Annotated in this window: 13 protein-coding genes; 7 read left to right on the top strand and 6 right to left on the bottom strand. The window is 74.0% G+C overall.

What is annotated here, in order from left to right; genetic code table 11:
- Positions 1 to 99: 99 nt before the first annotated feature.
- On the bottom strand, positions 100 to 2,226 hold the full coding sequence (locus FJK98_RS23420) for a PP2C family protein-serine/threonine phosphatase (RefSeq protein WP_145920925.1): 2,127 nt from the start codon (positions 2,224 to 2,226) through the stop codon (positions 100 to 102).
- Positions 2,227 to 2,493: 267 nt separating this feature from the next.
- Here FJK98_RS23420 and FJK98_RS23415 point away from each other — a divergent pair, with 267 nt between their 5' ends.
- The 3 genes from FJK98_RS23415 to FJK98_RS23405 all read left to right on the top strand — a co-directional run bounded on the left by FJK98_RS23415 (position 2,494) and on the right by FJK98_RS23405 (position 5,567).
- Positions 2,494 to 2,859: a YciI family protein gene (locus FJK98_RS23415; protein WP_088643099.1), complete on the top strand. Its 366-nt coding sequence runs from the start codon at positions 2,494 to 2,496 to the stop codon at positions 2,857 to 2,859.
- Positions 2,860 to 3,119: 260 nt separating this feature from the next.
- Complete coding sequence (gene pyk, locus FJK98_RS23410; RefSeq protein ID WP_145920924.1) at positions 3,120 to 4,568, top strand: pyruvate kinase; 1,449 nt, start codon at positions 3,120 to 3,122, stop codon at positions 4,566 to 4,568.
- 114 nt (positions 4,569 to 4,682) lie between these two features.
- A complete protein-coding gene (locus tag FJK98_RS23405; protein ID WP_145920923.1) occupies positions 4,683 to 5,567 on the top strand; it encodes an acyl-CoA thioesterase II in 885 nt (294 codons plus the stop codon).
- 44 nt (positions 5,568 to 5,611) lie between these two features.
- Here FJK98_RS23405 and FJK98_RS23400 read toward each other — a convergent pair whose 3' ends face one another.
- Positions 5,612 to 7,378, bottom strand: coding sequence for an extracellular solute-binding protein (locus FJK98_RS23400; protein ID WP_145920922.1), 1,767 nt, complete (start codon positions 7,376 to 7,378; stop codon positions 5,612 to 5,614).
- A 28-nt stretch (positions 7,379 to 7,406) separates the two neighbouring features.
- On the bottom strand, positions 7,407 to 8,852 hold the full coding sequence (locus tag FJK98_RS23395; protein WP_145920921.1) for a serine/threonine-protein kinase: 1,446 nt from the start codon (positions 8,850 to 8,852) through the stop codon (positions 7,407 to 7,409).
- 171 nt (positions 8,853 to 9,023) lie between these two features.
- Between FJK98_RS23395 and FJK98_RS23390 the strand changes: the two genes are divergently transcribed.
- Both FJK98_RS23390 and FJK98_RS23385 read left to right on the top strand, forming a co-directional pair.
- Complete coding sequence (locus FJK98_RS23390) at positions 9,024 to 9,494, top strand: Rrf2 family transcriptional regulator (protein WP_145920920.1); 471 nt, start codon at positions 9,024 to 9,026, stop codon at positions 9,492 to 9,494.
- 178 nt (positions 9,495 to 9,672) lie between these two features.
- The gene (locus FJK98_RS23385) at positions 9,673 to 10,677 is read left to right on the top strand and encodes a sulfite exporter TauE/SafE family protein (RefSeq protein ID WP_145920919.1); all 1,005 of its coding nucleotides are present in this window, start codon (positions 9,673 to 9,675) and stop codon (positions 10,675 to 10,677) included.
- Between the two features lie 84 nt (positions 10,678 to 10,761).
- On the opposite strand, the gene FJK98_RS23380 is transcribed toward FJK98_RS23385, so the two are convergent.
- Positions 10,762 to 12,240: a pyridoxal-dependent decarboxylase gene (locus tag FJK98_RS23380; protein ID WP_240762295.1), complete on the bottom strand. Its 1,479-nt coding sequence runs from the start codon at positions 12,238 to 12,240 to the stop codon at positions 10,762 to 10,764.
- Between the two features lie 209 nt (positions 12,241 to 12,449).
- Here FJK98_RS23380 and FJK98_RS23375 point away from each other — a divergent pair, with 209 nt between their 5' ends.
- Positions 12,450 to 14,750 (top strand): cellulose binding domain-containing protein, encoded by a 2,301-nt coding sequence (locus FJK98_RS23375; RefSeq protein ID WP_145920918.1) that lies wholly within the window; start codon positions 12,450 to 12,452, stop codon positions 14,748 to 14,750.
- Positions 14,751 to 14,947: 197 nt separating this feature from the next.
- Here FJK98_RS23375 and FJK98_RS23370 read toward each other — a convergent pair whose 3' ends face one another.
- Positions 14,948 to 15,958, bottom strand: coding sequence for an LLM class flavin-dependent oxidoreductase (locus FJK98_RS23370; RefSeq protein WP_194822261.1), 1,011 nt, complete (start codon positions 15,956 to 15,958; stop codon positions 14,948 to 14,950).
- Positions 15,959 to 16,102: 144 nt separating this feature from the next.
- Positions 16,103 to 16,582 carry an Lrp/AsnC family transcriptional regulator gene (locus FJK98_RS23365; protein WP_145920916.1) on the bottom strand — a complete coding sequence of 160 codons (480 nt, stop codon included), beginning with the start codon at positions 16,580 to 16,582 and terminating at the stop codon, positions 16,103 to 16,105.
- A 118-nt stretch (positions 16,583 to 16,700) separates the two neighbouring features.
- On the opposite strand from FJK98_RS23365, the gene FJK98_RS23360 reads away from it, so the two are divergent.
- Positions 16,701 to 17,894 carry a PLP-dependent aspartate aminotransferase family protein gene (locus tag FJK98_RS23360; protein ID WP_145920915.1) on the top strand — a complete coding sequence of 398 codons (1,194 nt, stop codon included), beginning with the start codon at positions 16,701 to 16,703 and terminating at the stop codon, positions 17,892 to 17,894.
- Positions 17,895 to 17,945 lie beyond the last annotated feature (51 nt).

Raw genomic sequence — 17,945 nt, 5'->3', positions numbered from 1 at the left:
TGTTCGTAGTCGTCGGTGGCAAATCTAGCCACCCACCCCGACGGCTTTCCCGAAGATCGCGGCCGGCAACACCCACGGGCCGAATGTGGGCACCGACACTCAGCCGGCGTGCCGGATGATCACCAACGCCTGGTCGTCGTCGGAGCCGGAGAGCTTGGTCAGCAGGGTGTCCGCGATGACCTCCACGGGCTGGTCCCGCACCGGCACGAGCACCTCGTGCAGGGCCGTCACCCCGGCGTCGTACGCCTGGTCGCGCCGCTCCACCAGCCCGTCGGTGTACGCCACCAGCAGGTCACCCGGGCCGAACGCCACGGTGGTCACCGGCACCGGGTCGCGGACCAGCCCGAGCGGCAGCGAATGCCCCGTCCAGACCGTCTCCGGCGGTCGACCCGGCCGCAGCAGCACCGGATGCGGATGCCCCACCCGGGCGACCTGCGCCTGCCCGGCCACCGGGTCGACCACCATCGCCAGGCAGGTGCCGAGGAACCCGACCCCGAGCAGCCCGGTCAACCGGGGGAACACCTCGGCCAGCGGCACCCCGGAGCGGATCAGCGTGTTCACCACCGTCCGCAGCTGCGCCATGTCGGCCGCCGCCTCGACCTGGTGGCCCACCACGTCCCCGACGACCACGGCCAGCCGGCCGTCGTCGAGGTCGACCAGGTCGTACCAGTCGCCGCCCAGGTGCAGGCCGCTCATCGCCGGTTGGTAGCGGGTCGCCAGCTCCAGGCCGGGTGGCCCGATCGTGGCCGAGGTGCGTAGCCGGCCCGCCAGCCGGGTCACCAGGTTGTGTTCGGCGGCGGCCAACCGGACCCGCTCCAGGGTCTGTTCGCACAGGTCGGCGACGGTGTCCAGCAGGGCCAGGTCGTCGTCGTGCAGCGCCCGTTCGCGGGGCCAGCCGAAACCCAGCGCGGCGATGGGCCGCCGGGAGGCGTCCAGCAGCGGCAGCACGACGGTGGTCACCATCCCGTACTCGCCCGCCGGGTCGGGCAGGCCGGGATGCCGGGCGGCGAACTCGGCCCGGTTACGCAGGATGATCCGTTCCCCGGTGCGCAGCGCGTGGGCGATCGGCCGGGGATCGTCGATGGTCAGGTCGTCGAAGGTGGCGACCAGCCCGCTCGGCAGTTCCGCGTGCCACAGCCGGACCCGCCGGCCCTCGTCGCGCATCGCCAGGCCGGGCAGCGCCGCGCCGAGCGCCATCGGGGCGGCGTCCAGGATCACCTCGATCGCCTCGCCGGTGGAGCGGGTGACGCTGAGCCGGGCGGCGAACTCCGCCATCGCCCGCGCCGACGCGGTCAGCTCGGCCCGCCGCAGCGCCTGGCTGCACAGGCCGGCCACCGCGTCGAGCAGGATGCGGCGGGCCTCCTCGTCGGCGGCCGGCCCGTCCCAGCGCACCTCCAACGCCCCGAGCACGGTGCCGGTGCCGTCGCGCAGCGGCAGGCAGAGCCCGTCCGGCAGCGGCACCGTCGTCTCCTCCCGTACCGCGCGGGCCAGCGGCTCGTCGTCGGTGACCCGCAGTTCGACGGTGCCGACCTCGTCGGTCACCGTCAGCTCCCAGGCGCCCGCCGTGGCCGCCGCGACCCGGACCCCGTCCGCGCCGACCAGCCCCGGGGTGACCGCGCCGACCACGTCCATCACCGCCTGCCGGCTGCCGGCGGCGCTGAGCGCCCCGGCGAGCCGGGCCAGCCCCTCGGCCTGCCGCAACGCCCGCCGCCGGTCCCCGTCGGCGGCGACGACGACCGGGCCGCCGGGCGCGGCGTCGGCGGTGCCGCCCGGCACGGCGGTGACGGTGGTGAGGACGCCCTGCGGGTGGCCGGCGGCGTCGACCACCGGACCCGACGAGAAGACCGGCCCCGGCCCGTCGTCGCCGTGCCGGCAGGTGACCCGGGCGGCGGTCAGCACCCCGGTCAGCGCGGGCACCGCCTCGGGCCAGACCGCCGCGGCGGGCCGACCCAGCGCCCGCCTGCCGGCCGGGCCCAGCAGGTCCAGGTAGCCGTCGTTGGCGAGCAGCACCAGGCCCGGACCCCACCAGAGCGCGGCCGGCGTCGGGCTGTGCAGGCAGACGACCAGGGCGGTACGCAGGCTGGGCGGCCATTGCGCCAGCGGCCCGAGCGGGGTGCCGGCCCAGTCGTGGTCGACGATCCACCGGCCGGCCCGGCCGGCGCGGGAGAGCAGATCGCGCCAGCGGGAGTCGTCCGGCGGCCGGGGGGCGTCGGCGGAGCGAGTCATGTCGGGACCTCCGCTCTGCGGATCGAGCGCCTTCCCCATCAGTCGGACCGTACCAGCGTCGGCTGACGGGCACGTCTGCCGATCTGTCGGCGTGGGCCGGCCGAAAGGCCGTCGGTGCCGCCCGCCGCACCCGGTGTCCGCCCGGGCACGGCCCCGTCCGGCCCGAAGTTGTCCCGACCGGCGGTCAGCGGCGTCCCCACCGTGGGACGCTGGCCGGGTCCGGGGGACACCGGCGCGGTGTGGCGCCGACGCGGGGGAGGGGACGCGATGACGGGTACGCCGCAGCTGGACTTCGCACTCGACACGTACGAGTGCATCGTGCTCTATCCCGGCCCGGCCGGTCGGGTGCTGCCGAAGGAGACCGTGCAGCGCCTCCAGGCCGAGCACACCGCGCACATGCGGGCGCTGCAACGGCGGGGTCTGGTGCTGGTGGCCGGCTCGATCGACGGCCCGGCCCGGGAGCCCGCCCCACCGATCGGCATCGGGCTGGCCCGCACCGGATCGGTCGAGGACGTACGCAGCGTGATGGAGGCGGACCCGGCGGTGCAGGCCGGCCTCTACATGGTCGACGTGCTGACCTTCCTCTGCCCGGCGGGATCGCTGGAGTTCCCGCTGGTCAAGACCGACAGCTGACCGCCGGGGCGGCGGGCGTGGCGCGACGGTGACCGACGGTGGCGGTGGCGGCGCACGAGAGCACGGGAGCGCGCAGACGGCGATTGTCGTCGGGCGGTACGATTCCCGGCGCGCGGTCGCCGATGCCCGCCACTTCCCGACGTGCCCCCGGCGTGGCCCGCGTCCCGCCGGCCACGCGCCCACCCCGCGCGTCGTCGGACCCTGTTCCTCAGTCCGCAAGGGGTCGGCCCGCAGGTCGACCCGGAGGAGAGACTAGCCTGATGGGCGTGAACCGCCGCGCGAAGATCGTCTGCACTCTTGGCCCCGCCACCTCGTCCCCGGAGCGGATCCGGGGGCTCGTCGAGGCGGGCATGAACGTGGCCAGGCTGAACTTCAGCCACGGCAGTCACGCCGACCACGAGTCGGTGTACCGCCTGGTCCGCGAGGCCTCCGAGGCGGTCGGCATCCCGGTCGCCATCCTGGCCGACCTGCAGGGCCCCAAGATCCGGCTCGGCCGGTTCGCCGACGGGCCGCACGAGTGGCGTACCGGCGACTCGGTGGTGATCACCGGGGACGACATCCTCGGCACCAAGGACCGGGTCTCCTGCACCTACCGCAAGCTGCCCCAGGAGGTGAAGCCGGGCGACCGGCTGCTGATCGACGACGGCCGGGTCGCCGTCGAGGTCAGCGACGTCACCGGCAACGACATCCGGTGCCTGGTCACCGAGGGTGGTCCGGTCTCCAACAACAAGGGCGTCTCGCTGCCGAACGTGGCGGTCAGCGTCCCCGCCCTGTCGGACAAGGACGCCGAGGACCTGCGCTTCGCCCTCGGCCTGGGCGTCGACATGATCGCGCTGTCCTTCGTCCGCTCGGCCGAGGACATCAAGCTCGTCCACTCGATCATGGACGAGGAGGGCGTCCGCCGCCCGGTGCTGGCCAAGGTCGAGAAGCCCGAGGCGGTCGACCACCTGGAGGCGATCGTGCTCGCCTTCGACGGCGTCATGGTGGCCCGGGGTGACCTCGGTGTGGAGCTGCCGCTCGACCAGGTGCCGCTGGTGCAGAAGCGGGCCGTGCAGCTGTGCCGGGAGAACGCCAAGCCGGTCATCGTGGCCACCCAGATGCTCGACTCCATGATCGAGAATTCCCGGCCGACCCGCGCCGAGGCCTCCGACGTGGCCAACGCGGTGCTCGACGGCGCGGACGCGGTGATGCTCTCCGGCGAGACCAGCGTCGGCAAGTACCCGGTGCTCACCGTCAGCACCATGGCGAAGATCGTCACCACCACCGAGGCCGGTTCGATCGGCGTGCCCCGGCTCCAGCACGACCCCCGTACCCACGGTGGCGCGTTGACCGTGGCCGCGTCCTCCATCGCCCGCGCCATCGGGGCGAAGGCCCTGGTCGCCTTCTCGCAGACCGGTGACACCGTCAAGCGGCTCAGCCGGCTGCACTGCGACCTGCCGCTGCTGGCGTTCACCCCGGTCCCCGAGGTCCGCAGCCAGCTCGCGCTGTGCTGGGGCGTGGAGACCTTCCTGATGCCGTTCGTGCAGCACACCGACGACATGTTCCGCCAGGTCGACCAGGCGTTGCTGGGCCTCAACCAGGCCACCCCCGGCGACTACGTGGTGATCGTCGCGGGCAGCCCGCCCGGCACCCCCGGCTCCACCAACACGCTGCGGGTGCACCAGCTCGGCTCCCTGGTCGACGCCGCCTCCGCCCGGGCGTTGCAGTGAGCGGGAGGAGCGCGCCGGGTTTGCGCGCCCCGCAGTCGCGAACAGAGCCAGCCCGGTGAGCGCGAGGAGTGGGCCGGGTTTGCGCGCCCCGCAGTCGCGAACAGAAGCAGGCCAGTGACCGGGCGCCCGGCGGCGACCGGCCAGGCCGCGGTCGACCAGCTCCTCGAGGTCCTCGACCTCGACCACACCGGCGCGACGACCTTCCGTGGGGTGAGCCCTTCGGTCGGTCCGCAGCGGGTGTTCGGGGGGCAGGTCGCCGGTCAGGCACTGGTCGCCGCCGGGCGCACGGTCGACCCGGAGCGGTTCGTGCACTCGCTGCACGGCTACTTCGTCCGGCCCGGCGATCCGGCCGAGCCGATCGACTACCAGGTGGAGAACGTCCGGGACGGGCGGTCCTTCTCGGTCCGCCGCTCGGTGGCGTTGCAGCACGACAAGCCGATCTTCTTCATGTCGGCGTCCTTCCAGCGGCAGGAACAGGCCCTGGAACACCAGGCGCCGACCCCGCCGGACGTGCCCGGCCCGGACGACGTCCCGACGATGTCCGACCGGTTGGCCCGCTACCCGGAGCGGCTCGGCATCTGGGGGCAGATCCCCCGCCCGATCGACGTCCGCTACGTCGGCGAGCCCGGCTGGGTACGCCCCGGCGACCGCCCCGCCGACCCGTACCAGCGGGTCTGGATGCGCATCGACGGCAAGCTGCCCGACGATCCGCTGCTGCACGCCTGCGCCCTGACCTACGCCTCCGACCTGACCCTGCTGGATTCGGTCCTGTCGGTGCACGGCGAGGTCTGGGGGCCGGGCGGCCTGGCCGGGGCGAGCCTGGACCACGCGCTGTGGTTCCACCGGTCGTTCCGGGCCGACGAGTGGTTCCTCTACGACTGCTGGAGCCCGTCGGCCTCCGGCGCGCGGGGCCTGGCCACCGGCCGGATGTTCACCCTCGACGGCCGGCACATCGCCAGCGCCGTCCAGGAGGGACTGCTGCGCCGCGTCGGCGACTGAACGCACCCGCCGCCGAGCGTGGCGGCGGGGCCGGCCGGGCTCAGTCAGAAGCTGCTGACCACCTTGACCAACGCCTCGTCGATGGTGGTCGGGTTCTTGGCGTCGAACGCCTTGCCGGCCGACGCCTTGGCGATCCGGTCCAGCGCGGCCAGGTCGGAGTCCTGGTCGAAGGCCACGCAGAAGACCTTCACCGGCTTGTTCGGGTCCAGCGCGATGTCCCGCAGCAGCCGGTTGAGGTCGCTGTCCTTCTGGTACTCGTTCTTGCCGTCGGTGAGCACCACCACCGCGTTGATCCGGTTCGGGTCGTACCTGTCGAGCAGGGTGCGGTGTGCCGCGCGGACGGTGGCGTACAGCGCGGTGTTGCCGCCGATGCGCAGCCCGGCGAGTTTCCGGTTGAACGCGTCCCGGTTCAGCGGCGCGAGCCGCACCTCCTCGCTGTACGGCCGCTTCGGCCGTTGCGGGGTCTCGCTGGAGAACGACCAGAGCGCCACCTGGTCGGCGGCGTTGAGCAGCCCGATAGCCTTGCTGGCGGCGTCGGTGGCCACCTGGAACCGGGTCCGGTCGCCGACACCGGCCTGCATCGAGCCGGAGGTGTCCACGGCGAGCAGGATGTTGGCCTTCTTGCGCAGGGTGTCCCAGCTGCCGAGGATCGCGCCGACCACCTCCGGGGTGGGCGGGTCGAAGTAGGTGAGCCGGTCGCCGCCCGGCCCGGCCACCGTGGCCAGCAGCGTCTCGGCGGGCCGGCGCTCGTCGTCCCGGAAGCCGAGGGCGGCGAAGCTGCGCTGTTGCGGGCCGTCCCGCAGGAACGCGAGGAAGTCCTCGGCGGCCTCGCGTTGCGCCGGGTCGGCCGACGGCAGCACCACGTACGGATGGTCGAGGTTGAAGGTGCCCTCCTTGGGGTGCACCGCCACCAGCGGGACCCGGGGCTTGCTGCCGGTGGGGCTGAGCTGGCCCTGGTTGTAGAGGTAGACCAGCTCCTCCTGAAGGACGATCGCGCTCATGTCGGTCGCCGGGGCGTCCCCGGTGGCGGCGGCGTCGGCCTCGGCGAGACCGCGCAGCAGGTCCACCGAGTCGTCGCTGTAGTGCGAGACGTTGGCCTCGATCCGCCGGACGAACTGGGTGACCGCCGGCTGGGCGAGGTCCTCGCTGGTCAGGTCGCTGGCCCGGTTGACCGCCGCGTAGTAGGTGGCGATGGTGGCGGCCAGGCCGGAGGTGGACAGGTGCGGATTGTCCTTGCCGAAGGTGAACCGGCCCCACTCGGGCCGCCCGAACGCCGCCCAGCCGGTGTCGCCGGAGAGGCCGAGCACGTCGGCCCAACCGAGCGGCCCGCGCTGCTGCACCAGTTCGCCCCGGTCCTTGGGCATGGCGATGACCAGGGGACTGTTGGCGATCGACGGGTACTGCCCGGGGGTCTGCGCGGGTCGGCCGGCCGCCTTGTCGAGCAGGCGTAGCTGCCCGGTCCACAGCGACGAGGTGGGCAGCCACACCTGCGGCTCGGCGACCTTGGGCTGGGTGAGGGCCCACCCGCCGGCCAGCGCCTCCATCGCCTCGCCCGAGTTGAGGCCGTGCACGGTCACCTGCGCGCACCGCCCGCCGAAGCGCCGGTCGGCGGCGTTGTACCGGTCGGCGAGCTGGGCGACCAGCTCGCTCTTCTCGGTGGAGGAGCTGACCTCCAGCGGTACGCAGTCCGCCCGGTCCGTGCCGGGGGCCGGCCGGACGTACAGGTACGCCCCGGCGATCACCGCTAGCCCCGCGACGACGGCCACCGCGTGCGGCAGCCACGGTCGGGCGGGACGCTGACCGGCGGGCATCGGCTCCTCCAGGGGTTCGTTCGGCGGGTCAGGCGTCGGTGCGGGGTGCCGGCACGGGCGGCGCGCCGGACTGCCCGATCGAGCCGTCCGGCGGGCCGGACGGGGTCAGCGCGGCGGCGACGAGCAGACGGACACCGTAGACCACGACGAGGGCGAGCAGACCGACGGCGGCGGCGGTGCCCACGTCGGTGCTGGCGACGTACCCGGTGGCGAAGCCGACCGCGCCGAGGAAGATCGCGAGGGACATCCCCCACGGGTCGGCCCACTGTCGACGCAGCCGCCGGCCGAAACCGTCCCGGGCCGCCGGTGGGGTGGCCGGCCGCTCCGTGGCGGCGGGCGGGGTGGGGGTCGGGGTGGACCAGGCCGCCGCCGGTGGGGCGGTCGGTGTCTGCGGCGCGGGGTGGGCGGTCGGCGTGGTGGGCCACGGCGTCGGCACCGGGTCCCCGGTCACCTGCGGGGCCGGGGGGACGGTCGAGGTGCCCGGCCAGGCTTCCGCCACCCCGGCGGTCGGCCAGGGGTCCACCGCCGCCGCCGTCGTCGGCCACGGGTCGGCCGCCGCGACGACCGGCGGGGTGGTGGCCACGGTACGCGGGACGTGCCGGGTGGCCGCGGCGTCGGTGCCGGCCCGCAGCACGGTCTGCAACGGCACCTCGCCGCTCGGGTGGGCGTCCCGCCCGAGCAGCCGCAGCAGCACCTCCTGGGCGGTCGGCCGGGCCCGGTGGTCCTTGTCGAGGCACTGCCCGATCAGGGTGGCCAGCGGGCCGGTGAGCCCGGTCAGGTCCGGCGGGTCGTGCAGGACCCGGTGCATCACCGCGGCGACCGGGCCGGTGCCGAACGGCGGCTGCCCGCCCGCCGCGAAGGCGATCGTCCCCGCCCAGGCGAACACGTCGCTGGCCGGCCCGACCTCGTCGTCGCGGAACCGTTCCGGGGCCATGTAGGTGGCGGTGCCCATGATCCGGCTGGTCATCGTCTCGGTGACGTCCAGCGCCCGGGCGATCCCGAAGTCGATCACCCGGGGGCCGTCCGCGGCGAGGATCACGTTGTCCGGCTTCAGGTCGCAGTGCACCACGTCGGACTGGTGGATCGCGGCGAGCGCGGTGGCGGTGCCCACGGCCAGCCGGTGCAGCGCGTTGCCGACGACCGGGCCCTGCTCACGGACGTGCCGTTGCAGGGTGACGCCCTCGATGAACTCGCTGACCACGTAGGGCAGGTCACCGTCCACGTCGGCGAAGAGGATCTGCGCGGTGCAGAACGGCGCGACCCGGCGGGCGGCGGCGATCTCCTTGACGAACTGGGCCTTCGCCCGGGGATGCTGGTGCAGGTCCACGTTGATGACCTTGACCGCGACCCACCGGCCCTGTTCGTCACGGCCCAGGTAGACCACGCCCTGACCGCCCGCGCCGAGCCGACCGATCAGCTCGTACGGCCCGGCCTGGCGCGGGTCGCGCGGGTTCAGCGGCGTCACGTCCGGCATCGCTGTCGCTGCCCCTATCGGCCTGTGCTCCGGTGCGCTGGTATCCGCCACCGGCGACCCTGCCGGCGACACGGGTATGGTGCCATGCCCGCGCCACCGGGACAGCCCACCCTGGCCGTTCGGTGGAGGGTGGCGGTCCGGCCGGCGGGGCCGGCGACTAACCTTGCGGCCATGCGCCTCTCCGCCCGGGTCGACTACGCACTGCGTGCGGCGGCCGAACTCGCGTCGGTCGCCGACGGCGCGGACGCCGGCCGGTCCCGTCCGGTCACCGCCGAGCAGATCGCCAGGTCGCAGGACATTCCGCCGAAGTTCCTGGAGAGCATCCTGCTCCAGTTGCGCCGGGGCGGCGTCGTGCACGCCCAGCGGGGCCCGGAGGGCGGCTACTGGCTGGCCCGGCCGGCGGCGGAGATCTCCCTCGCCGAGGTGATCCGGGTGATCGACGGGCCGCTGGCCCACGTCCGGGGGCAGCGTCCCGAGCAGCTCGGCTACCACGGCGCGGCCCGCGCGTTGCAGGAGGTCTGGATCGCGTTGCGGGCCAGCGAGCGGGAGATCCTGGAGCAGGTCACCATCGCCGACGTGGCGGCCGGGGTGCTGCCGGGCCGGATCAACGAGCTGGCCGCCGATCCCCGCGCCTGGAGCTGACACCCCCTCGGGCCGCGTCGCCCCGCCGCACCCCGGACGACCTGGCGCGCGGGGTTCCGACCGGCGTGTCCCGCTCCGCCGACCCCGTCCCACCCACCGATCTGGGGGTTGACCGGGGAGCGTCCGTGCCGCATTCTCGACCAAGTCGATAGGAGATGCCGAAAAGTTCGGAGGGCTCGTGCGCAAGCTTCTGATCCTCGCTCTGGTCGGGCTGGCCGCACAGCTCGTCGACGGCGCGCTCGGCATGGCGTACGGGCTGACCTCGTCGACCCTGCTGCTCTTCGTCGGGGTCGCCCCGGCCGCCGCCTCGGCGTCGGTGCACCTCGCCGAGATCGGCACCACGCTCGCCGCCGGTGTCGCCCACTGGCGGTTCGGCAACGTCGACTGGCGGGTGGTGACCCGGATCGCCCTGCCCGGCGCGGTCGGCGCGTTCGTCGGGGCCACCTTCCTCAGCGCCATCTCCACCGAGAGCGCCGCCCCGTGGATGGCCGGCATCCTGTTCACCCTCGGGGCCTACCTGCTGGTGCGCTTCTCCCGCCCGCTGCGTCAGCGCTCCGGTGCCGGGCGGCTGCGCGGCCGGTTCCTCGGCCCGCTGGGTCTGGTCGCCGGCTTCGTCGACGCCACCGGCGGCGGGGGCTGGGGCCCGGTGGCCACCCCGGCGCTGCTGGTGTCCGGTCGGATGGAACCCCGCAAGGTGATCGGCTCGGTGGACACCGCCGAGTTCGTGGTGGCCGGGGCGGCCAGCATCGGCTTCCTGATCGGCCTGGGCAGTGAGGGCTTCCTGCTGCCGACCGTGGCGGCGCTGCTGGTCGGTGGCCTGATCGCCGCGCCGGTGGCCGCCTGGCTGGTGCGGATCGTCCCCGCCCAACTGCTGGGCGCGACCATCGGCGGGGTGATCGTGTTGACCAACGCCCGCACCCTGCTCAACGCCGGTGCCGCCGGCTCGACCGTCCGCCCGGTGGTCTACGTGCTGCTCGCCGTGGGCTGGGTGGTCGCCCTGACGTTCGCCGTCCGCGCGTTGCGCCGCACCCGCCGCGCCCGCGCCATCGTCGACGCCGCCACCACCGCCGATGCTCCCGCCGTCGGGCCACAGTCGGCGGACACCACGGCTCCGGCCGTCGCGGCGCCGGCCGGCACCGACCCGGCCGGGGCCGACGACCGGCTGGCCGTCGTCGAGCGCTGACACCGACGGGGGTACGCCACCCGGTGTCCCCCCGCCGCAGCGACCGTCGTCAGCACCGCCCGCCCCGGGCCGGGGCGGCGACGGTCACCCGGGGAACGCGCCGCCCGGGGCAGGCCCACCCACCGGGGTGGCCCCGGCGAGGAGGTCCGTCGCCGCCGCCGACAGCAGCGCCCAGGCCCGGTCCACGTGCTCCGGCCCGGTCAGCGGCGAGCCGACGGCCAGCCGCAGGGTGTACCGGCCGTTGACCCGGGTGTGGGTCAGGTACACCTGTCCGCTGTCGTTGACCCGGGCCAGCAGCGCCGCGCTGGCCTCGTCACCGGCCCGCAGCCGGAACGTGACCAGGGAGAACGGGTGCGGGGCGGCGAGGGCGAACCGGTCGTCGGCGCGGACCCGGTCGGCGAACCGGTCGGCCAGGGCGATCCCTGCGCGCAGGTGCGCGCGGAGCCCCTCGACGCCGTACCAGCGCAGGACGAACCAGAGTTTCAGCGCCCGGAACCGGCGGCCCAGCGGGACCTGCCAGTCCCGGTAGTCGATCACCGCACCGGATTCGCTGGCGGCGTTGCGCAGGAACTCCGGCATCACGGTCAGCGCCTCGATCAGCTCGCCCCGGTCGGCCACCCAGAAGGCGTCGCAGTCGAAGCCGGTGAGCAGCCACTTGTGCGGGTCGAAGCAGTACGAGTCGGCGTGCTCCACCCCGGCGTGCGTCCAGCGCAACTCGGGGCAGACCGCCGCCGCCCCGGCGTACGCGGCGTCGACGTGCAGCCACACGCCGTACCGCGCGCAGATCGCGCCGATCTCCGGCAGCGGGTCGACGGCGGTGGTGGAGGTGGTCCCGATGGTCGCCACCACGATGGCCGGCACCTCGCCGACGGCCAGGTCCGCCTCGATCGCCGCGCGCAGCGCCGCCGGGCGCATCGCCTGGGTCTTCGGGTCCACGTCGATGGTCTGGACGCCCTGCTCGCCGAGGCCGGCGATGCGGGCCGCCTTCTCGATCGAGGAGTGCCCGTGCACCGAGGTGTACGCCCGGTAGCGGCGGTCGACGCCGACCTCCCGCCACCGGCCGCCGCTGGCCCGGTGCAGCGCGGCCAGGGTGGCGACCAGGGTCGCCGAGGAGGCCGAGTCCTGGATGACGCCGCCGCCGGTGCCGGTGGAACGCCAGCGCGCGGGCAGGTCCATCAGGTCGGCCAGCCAGTCCAGCACGACCGTCTCCAGTTCGGTGCCGGCCGGGTTGGTGGCCCAGAGCATGCCCTGGCTGCCGAGGCCCGAGCTGACCAGGTCGGCCAGCACGCTGGGGCCGCTGGTGTTGGCCGGGAAGTAGCCGAAGAAGCCGGGGTGCTGCCAGTGGGTGACCCGGGGCGCGATGATCGCGTCGAGGTCGGCCAGCATCGCCGCCACCGGCTCGCCGTGCGCGGGCGGGCCGGTCGGCAGGGCGGCGGTGACCGTGCCGGGCGGGTCCGGTGGGGTGACCGGGCGTCGGTCCAGCGTCCGCCAGTAGTCGGCGACCCAGTCGACCACCGCGTACCCGGCGCGGCGGAACTCCTCGGGGTCCATGTGCTCAGCCATCCGCCGAGTCGATCAGGTGGGCGGGTCGGGAGCAAGAGCGGGTACGGCTTGTGCGGGCGGAAAGCGTTGTCCTACGATCCGACTGCGCGGAGTCGAACTATGGATGTCGATGCAAAGGCGTCCGTCACCACCGTCAGCGCGGCGTCATCCCGCCGGTCCGGGCAGGCCGGCGTCGCCACCGTGCGCTGACCTCCGCGAAAGGCGTTTCCGTGCACCTGAGCCCCACCCGTCGTCGCGCCGCGTTGCTCGCCGCCGCCGCGGCCACCACCCTCACCGCCGGTGCCCTCACCGCCGTGGCGGCCTCGGCCGCCGCCGCCGGCTGCCGGGTCGACTACACGATCAGTAGCCAGTGGGGCGGCGGCTTCGGCGCCGACGTCCTCGTCACCAACCTCGGCGACCCGATCAACGGCTGGACGTTGACCTGGTCCTACACCGCCGGCCAGCAGGTCACCCAGGCGTGGAACGCCACGGTCACCCAGTCCGGGGCGCAGGTCAGCGCCAAGGACGCCGGTTACAACGCGGCGCTGGGCACCAACGGCACCGCGAACTTCGGCTTCAACGCGTCGTGGAACAACGCCAGCAACCCGACGCCGGCCAGCTTCGCCCTCAACGGCACGACCTGCACCGGCGGCACCGCGCCGACGACCGCGCCCCCGACGACCGCGCCGCCGACCACGGCACCGCCCACCACCGCGCCCCCGACCACACCACCTCCGACGACACCGCCGCCGACCACGCCCCCGCCGACCAACCCGCCGGCCGGGGCCAAGCAGCTGGAGGATCTCGACCGGGGGCTGATCAGCGTCCGCTCCGGCAGCGGGAACCTGGTCTCCTGGCGGCTGCTCGGCACCGAGACCTCCGGGGTGTCGTTCAACCTCTACCGGGGCTCCACCAGGGTCAACGCCTCGCCGATCACCGGTGCCACCAACTACCTCGACAGCGGGGCGGCGGCCGGCTCGGCGTACACCGTGCGGGCCGTGGTGAACGGTGCCGAGCAGGCGGCGTCCGCGCCCGCCCTCCAGTTCGCCAACGGCTACCTGGACGTGCCGATCCAGCCGCCGGCCGGCGGCACCACCCCGGCCGGGGAGGCGTACAGCTACTCGGCCAACGACGCCAGTGTCGGTGACCTCGACGGCGACGGCGACTACGAGATCGTCCTCAAGTGGGACCCGTCCAACGCCAAGGACAACAGCCAGTCCGGCTACACCGGCAACGTCTACGTCGACGCGTACACCCTGACCGGCAGCCGGTTGTGGCGCATCGACCTGGGCCGCAACATCCGGGCGGGTGCCCACTACACCCAGTTCCAGGTGTACGACTACGACGGCGACGGCAAGGCCGAGGTGGCCATGAAGACCGCCGACGGCACCCGCTCGGGCACCGGCCAGCTGATCGGCTCGTCGTCGGCGGACTACCGCAACTCCAGCGGCTACGTGCTGTCCGGCCCGGAGTACCTGACCATGTTCAACGGTCAGACCGGCGCGATCGCCTCCACCGTCAACTACGACCCGCCGCGCGGCACCGTCTCCTCCTGGGGCGACTCGTACGGCAACCGGGTCGACCGGTTCCTCGCCGGCACGGCCTACCTGGACGGGCAGCGACCGTCCCTGATCATGGCGCGTGGCTACTACACCCGGGCGGTCATCGCCGCCTGGGACTTCCGCAACGGCGCGCTGACCAAGCGGTGGACGTTCGACTCCAACGCCTCCGGCAACTCCGCCGCCGCCGGCCAGGGCAACCACCAGCTCTCCGTCGCCGACGTCGACGCCGACGGCCGCCAGGAGATCGTCTACGGCGCGGCCACCATCGACGACAACGGCCGGCTGCTCTACTCCACCAACAACGGTCACGGCGACGCCCTGCACGTCGGTGACCTGGACCCGAGCCGCTCCGGCCTGGAGATCTTCAAGGTCGACGAGGACGGCAGCAAGCCCAGCTCCTGGTTCGCCGACGCGCGTACCGGCCAGATCCTCTGGTCCACCGGGGCCAACGGCGACAACGGCCGGGGCGTCTCGGCCGACATCTGGGCCGGCAGCCCCGGTGCCGAGTCGTGGTCGTCGGCGGTCGACGGGCTGGCCAACACCCGGGGGCAGAACATCGGCCGCAAGCCGTCGTCGGCGAACTTCCTCGCCTGGTGGGACGGCGACCCGGTGCGTGAGCTGCTCGACGCCACCAAGATCGACAAGTACGGCACCGGCGGTGAGACCCGGCTGCTCACCGGCAGCGACGTGGCCTCCAACAACGGCACCAAGTCGACCCCGGCGCTGTCCGGCGACATCCTCGGCGACTGGCGCGAGGAGGTGATCTGGCGCACCAGCGACAGCCGGGCGCTGCGGATCTACAGCACGCCCACGCCGACCAGCACCCGGATCTACACGCTGATGCACGATGCCCAGTACCGCGTGGCGGTCGCCTGGCAGAACACCGCCTACAACCAGCCGCCGCACCCGGGCTTCTTCATCGGTGACGGCATGTCCACCCCGCCCACGCCCAACATCTACCTGCGCTGACGGTGTGGGCCCGGCGCTGACCGGGCCCACACAAGCAGGCACCGGGTCGCCAGCCGCGGAATCCGCTCAGCTGGCGACCCGGTGCACCACACCGCAGCACCCCCGACCCGTCCCGACCGGGAGTGCCGTACCACCACCGGTAATAAAGTTAGAGGTCGTCCGCAACGGTGGGGTGACGTGGCTATGAAGAGCGTGTTTCAGACGCCCCGGGACAGCCCGCCGACCACCTTCCCGGCCACCAGCTCGAACGAGCGCACCCGGTCGGCCACGTCGTACACCATGGTGGTGAGCATCAGCTCGTTCGCGCCGGTGCGGGCCAGCAGCTCGGTGAGCTGCCGACGGACCGTCTCCGGCGAACCCATCGCCTGACCGTCGCGGCGCTGCCGCACGAACTCCCGCTCCAGCTCGGTGTACGGGTACCGGGCGGCGTCGTCGGGGCTGGCCAGCGGCTCCGGCCGCCCCGAGCGCAGCTTGAGGAACGACAACCCGGCCGGCCCGGACAGCCACTCGGCCCGCTCGTCGGTGTCGGCGCAGACCACGTTCACCGCCACCATCGCGTACGGCTCGGCCAGCCAGCGCGACGGCCGGAAACTCTGCCGGTAGAGCTGGAGCGCGGGCAGGGTGTGCTGGGAGCTGAAGTGGTGCGCGAACGAGAACGGCAACCCCAGCAGCCCGGCGAGCTGGGCGCTGAACCCGCTGGAGCCGAGCAGCCAGACGGCGGGGGACTGGCCCAGCCCCGGGCTGGCGGTGATCGCGCCCGGATCGTCGCCGCTGAAGTAGTTCATCAGGTCGGCCAGCTCCCGGGGGAAGCCCTCCGCCGACAGCCCCTCCATGGTGCGCCGCAGGGCCAGCGCGGTCCGCTGGTCGGTGCCGGGGGCCCGGCCGATGCCCAGGTCGATCCGGCCCGGGTGCAGCGCCTCCAGGGTGCCGAACTGTTCGGCGACCACCAGCGGCGCGTGGTTGGGCAGCATCACCCCGCCCGAGCCCAGCCGGATCGTGGTGGTGTGCGCCGCCAGGTGGGCGAGCAGCACCGCCGGTGCGGAGCTGGCGATCGCCGGCATGTTGTGGTGCTCGGCCACCCAGAACCGGCGGTAGCCCAGTTCCTCGGTCCGGCGGGCCAGCTCGGTGGTGTGCCCGAGCGCCTCGGAGGCGGTGGCCCCGGCGGCGACCGGAGCAAGATCAAGAACAGACAACGGTACGTCGATCACGCCTGGTCCCAACCCACCCCACGCCGGATTTGTTCCTACGGGCCCGGCCCGCCGTGCGGATACCGCAACATCAGTGACGTCGCGCTGTCCGGGCTCTCCGGATACCGCATCATCGCTGTCCTTGCGAGGAACTTGCGACGGGCGTCAGCCCCGGCCGCGGGCCTGCTCGAAGATCAGGCTGGTCTGGGTGTGCTGCACCGCCGGATCCACCGCCAACTGGTCCAGGACGAAGTCGCGCAGCGCGTCACCCGACGCCGCCCGCACGTGCAGCACGTAGTCCTCCGCGCCCGCCACGTGGAACACCGACACCACCCCGGGCAGCCGGACCGACCGGGCCCGGAAGGCGTCCACCGCGGCCCGCTCGTGCGCGGTCAGCCGGACCGACACCAGCGCCTGCAACGGCAGCCCCACCGCCGCCGGGTCCACCTCGGCGTGGAACCCCCGGATCGCCCCGCAGTCCCGCAGCGCCCGGGTACGGGTCAGGCAGGTCGACGGGGCCACCCCCACCCGTTCGGCGAGGGCGTTGTTCGGCAGCCGGCCGTCGGCGGCCAGCTCGGCCAGGATCGCGCGGTCGACGTCGTCCAGGGTGGCGAAGGGCCGTACATCGTTCGGTGCGGAGGGCATCCCCGCATCCTTCCGTGAATCCGAGCACAGGAAAAGCCGCCCTGCCAGAATATCGTTCGAAGGTGTTGCCCTCCGTCGTGCTGATGTTCGAAGCTGCCGGTATGACGGCGGCTACGGCATGAACCCTGACTCCAGCGTCGGGGCGACCCTCGACGACACGTCCGTGGACACCCGGGCCGTGCACGCCGGCCGGGAGGACCTCGCGGCCCTCGGGGTGCACGTACCGCCGATCGACCTGTCCACCACCAACCCGCTGCCGTCGGTCGAGGCCGGCGGCACGGCCTACGAACTGCTCGCCACCGGCGGCACCCGCGCGCCCGGCGACAGCGCCGTCTACCAGCGGCTGTGGAATCCCACCGTGGCCCGCTTCGAGACCGCGCTGGCCACCCTCGAAGGCACCCCGGCGGCGGTGGCCTTCGCCAGCGGCATGGCGGCGCTCACCGCGTCCCTGCTCGCGGCCACCCGGGACGGCCGCCGGCACGTCGTCGCCGTCCGCCCCCTCTACGGGGGCACCGACCACGTGCTCGCCACCGGCCTGCTCGGCACCGAGGTCAGCTGGGCCCGCCCCGACGAGGTGACCGACGCCGTACGGGCCGACACCGGCCTGGTCGTCGTGGAGACCCCGGCCAACCCCACCCTCGACCTGGTCGACATCGCCGCGCTGGCCACCGCCGCCGGTGACGTCCCGCTGCTGGTCGACAACACCGTCGCCACCCCCGTGCTCCAGCAGCCGGCCCGGCACGGCGCCGCGCTCGTCCTGCACAGCGCCACCAAGAGCATCGGCGGACACGGCGACGTGCTCGCCGGCGTGGTGGCCTGCGACGACGACTGGGCCGCCCGGTTGCGCCAGGTGCGCGCGGTCACCGGCGCGGTGCTGCACCCGCTCGGCGCGTACCTGCTGCACCGGGGCCTCCAGACGCTGCCGCTGCGGGTCCGCGCGCAGCAGGCCGGCGCGGAGAAACTCGCCCTGCGGCTCGCCGGGCACCCGGCCGTCGTGCGGGTCCACCACCCCTCGGTGCACGACCCGGCCGGGCTGGTCGGCCGGCAACTCGCCGGCACCGGAAGCCTGCTCGCCTTCGACGTACGCGGCGGCGCGCCGGCCGCCGCCCGGGTCGCCGGGGCCTGCCGGCTGATCACCCACGCGGTGTCGCTGGGCGGGGTGGACACCCTGATCCAGCACCCGGCCTCGCTGACCCACCGGCCGGTGGCCGGGGAGGCGAAACCGGGCGACGGGCTGCTGCGGATCTCGGTCGGCCTGGAGGACCCCGAGGACCTGTGGGCCGACCTGGCCCGCGCGCTCGCGGCGGAATGAGGGGCCGGCCGCTCCGACGGGTCGAATGCCCCGCAGTAGGGGCGGTAGTCG

It is taken from the genome of Micromonospora sp. HM134, assembly GCF_007833915.1.
Lineage (GTDB): Bacteria > Actinomycetota > Actinomycetes > Mycobacteriales > Micromonosporaceae > Micromonospora > Micromonospora wenchangensis.
The sequence above is the reverse complement of the archived record's forward strand: the minus strand, read 5'-3'. Positions and strand labels throughout refer to the sequence as shown.

What these genes read in the sequence shown, in the direction of transcription:
- FJK98_RS23390 (WP_145920920.1), top strand. Translation starts at nt 9,024, where the DNA reads ATGCGCCTCTCCGCCCGGGTCGACTACGCACTGCGTGCGGCGGCCGAA.
- pyk (WP_145920924.1), top strand. Translation starts at nt 3,120, where the DNA reads ATGGGCGTGAACCGCCGCGCGAAGATCGTCTGCACTCTTGGCCCCGCC.
- FJK98_RS23420 (WP_145920925.1), bottom strand. Translation starts at nt 2,226, where the DNA reads ATGACTCGCTCCGCCGACGCCCCCCGGCCGCCGGACGACTCCCGCTGG.
- FJK98_RS23415 (WP_088643099.1), top strand. Translation starts at nt 2,494, where the DNA reads ATGACGGGTACGCCGCAGCTGGACTTCGCACTCGACACGTACGAGTGC.
- FJK98_RS23360 (WP_145920915.1), top strand. Translation starts at nt 16,701, where the DNA reads ATGAACCCTGACTCCAGCGTCGGGGCGACCCTCGACGACACGTCCGTG.
- FJK98_RS23400 (WP_145920922.1), bottom strand. Translation starts at nt 7,378, where the DNA reads ATGCCCGCCGGTCAGCGTCCCGCCCGACCGTGGCTGCCGCACGCGGTG.
- FJK98_RS23395 (WP_145920921.1), bottom strand. Translation starts at nt 8,852, where the DNA reads ATGCCGGACGTGACGCCGCTGAACCCGCGCGACCCGCGCCAGGCCGGG.
- FJK98_RS23380 (WP_240762295.1), bottom strand. Translation starts at nt 12,240, where the DNA reads ATGGCTGAGCACATGGACCCCGAGGAGTTCCGCCGCGCCGGGTACGCG.
- FJK98_RS23365 (WP_145920916.1), bottom strand. Translation starts at nt 16,582, where the DNA reads ATGCCCTCCGCACCGAACGATGTACGGCCCTTCGCCACCCTGGACGAC.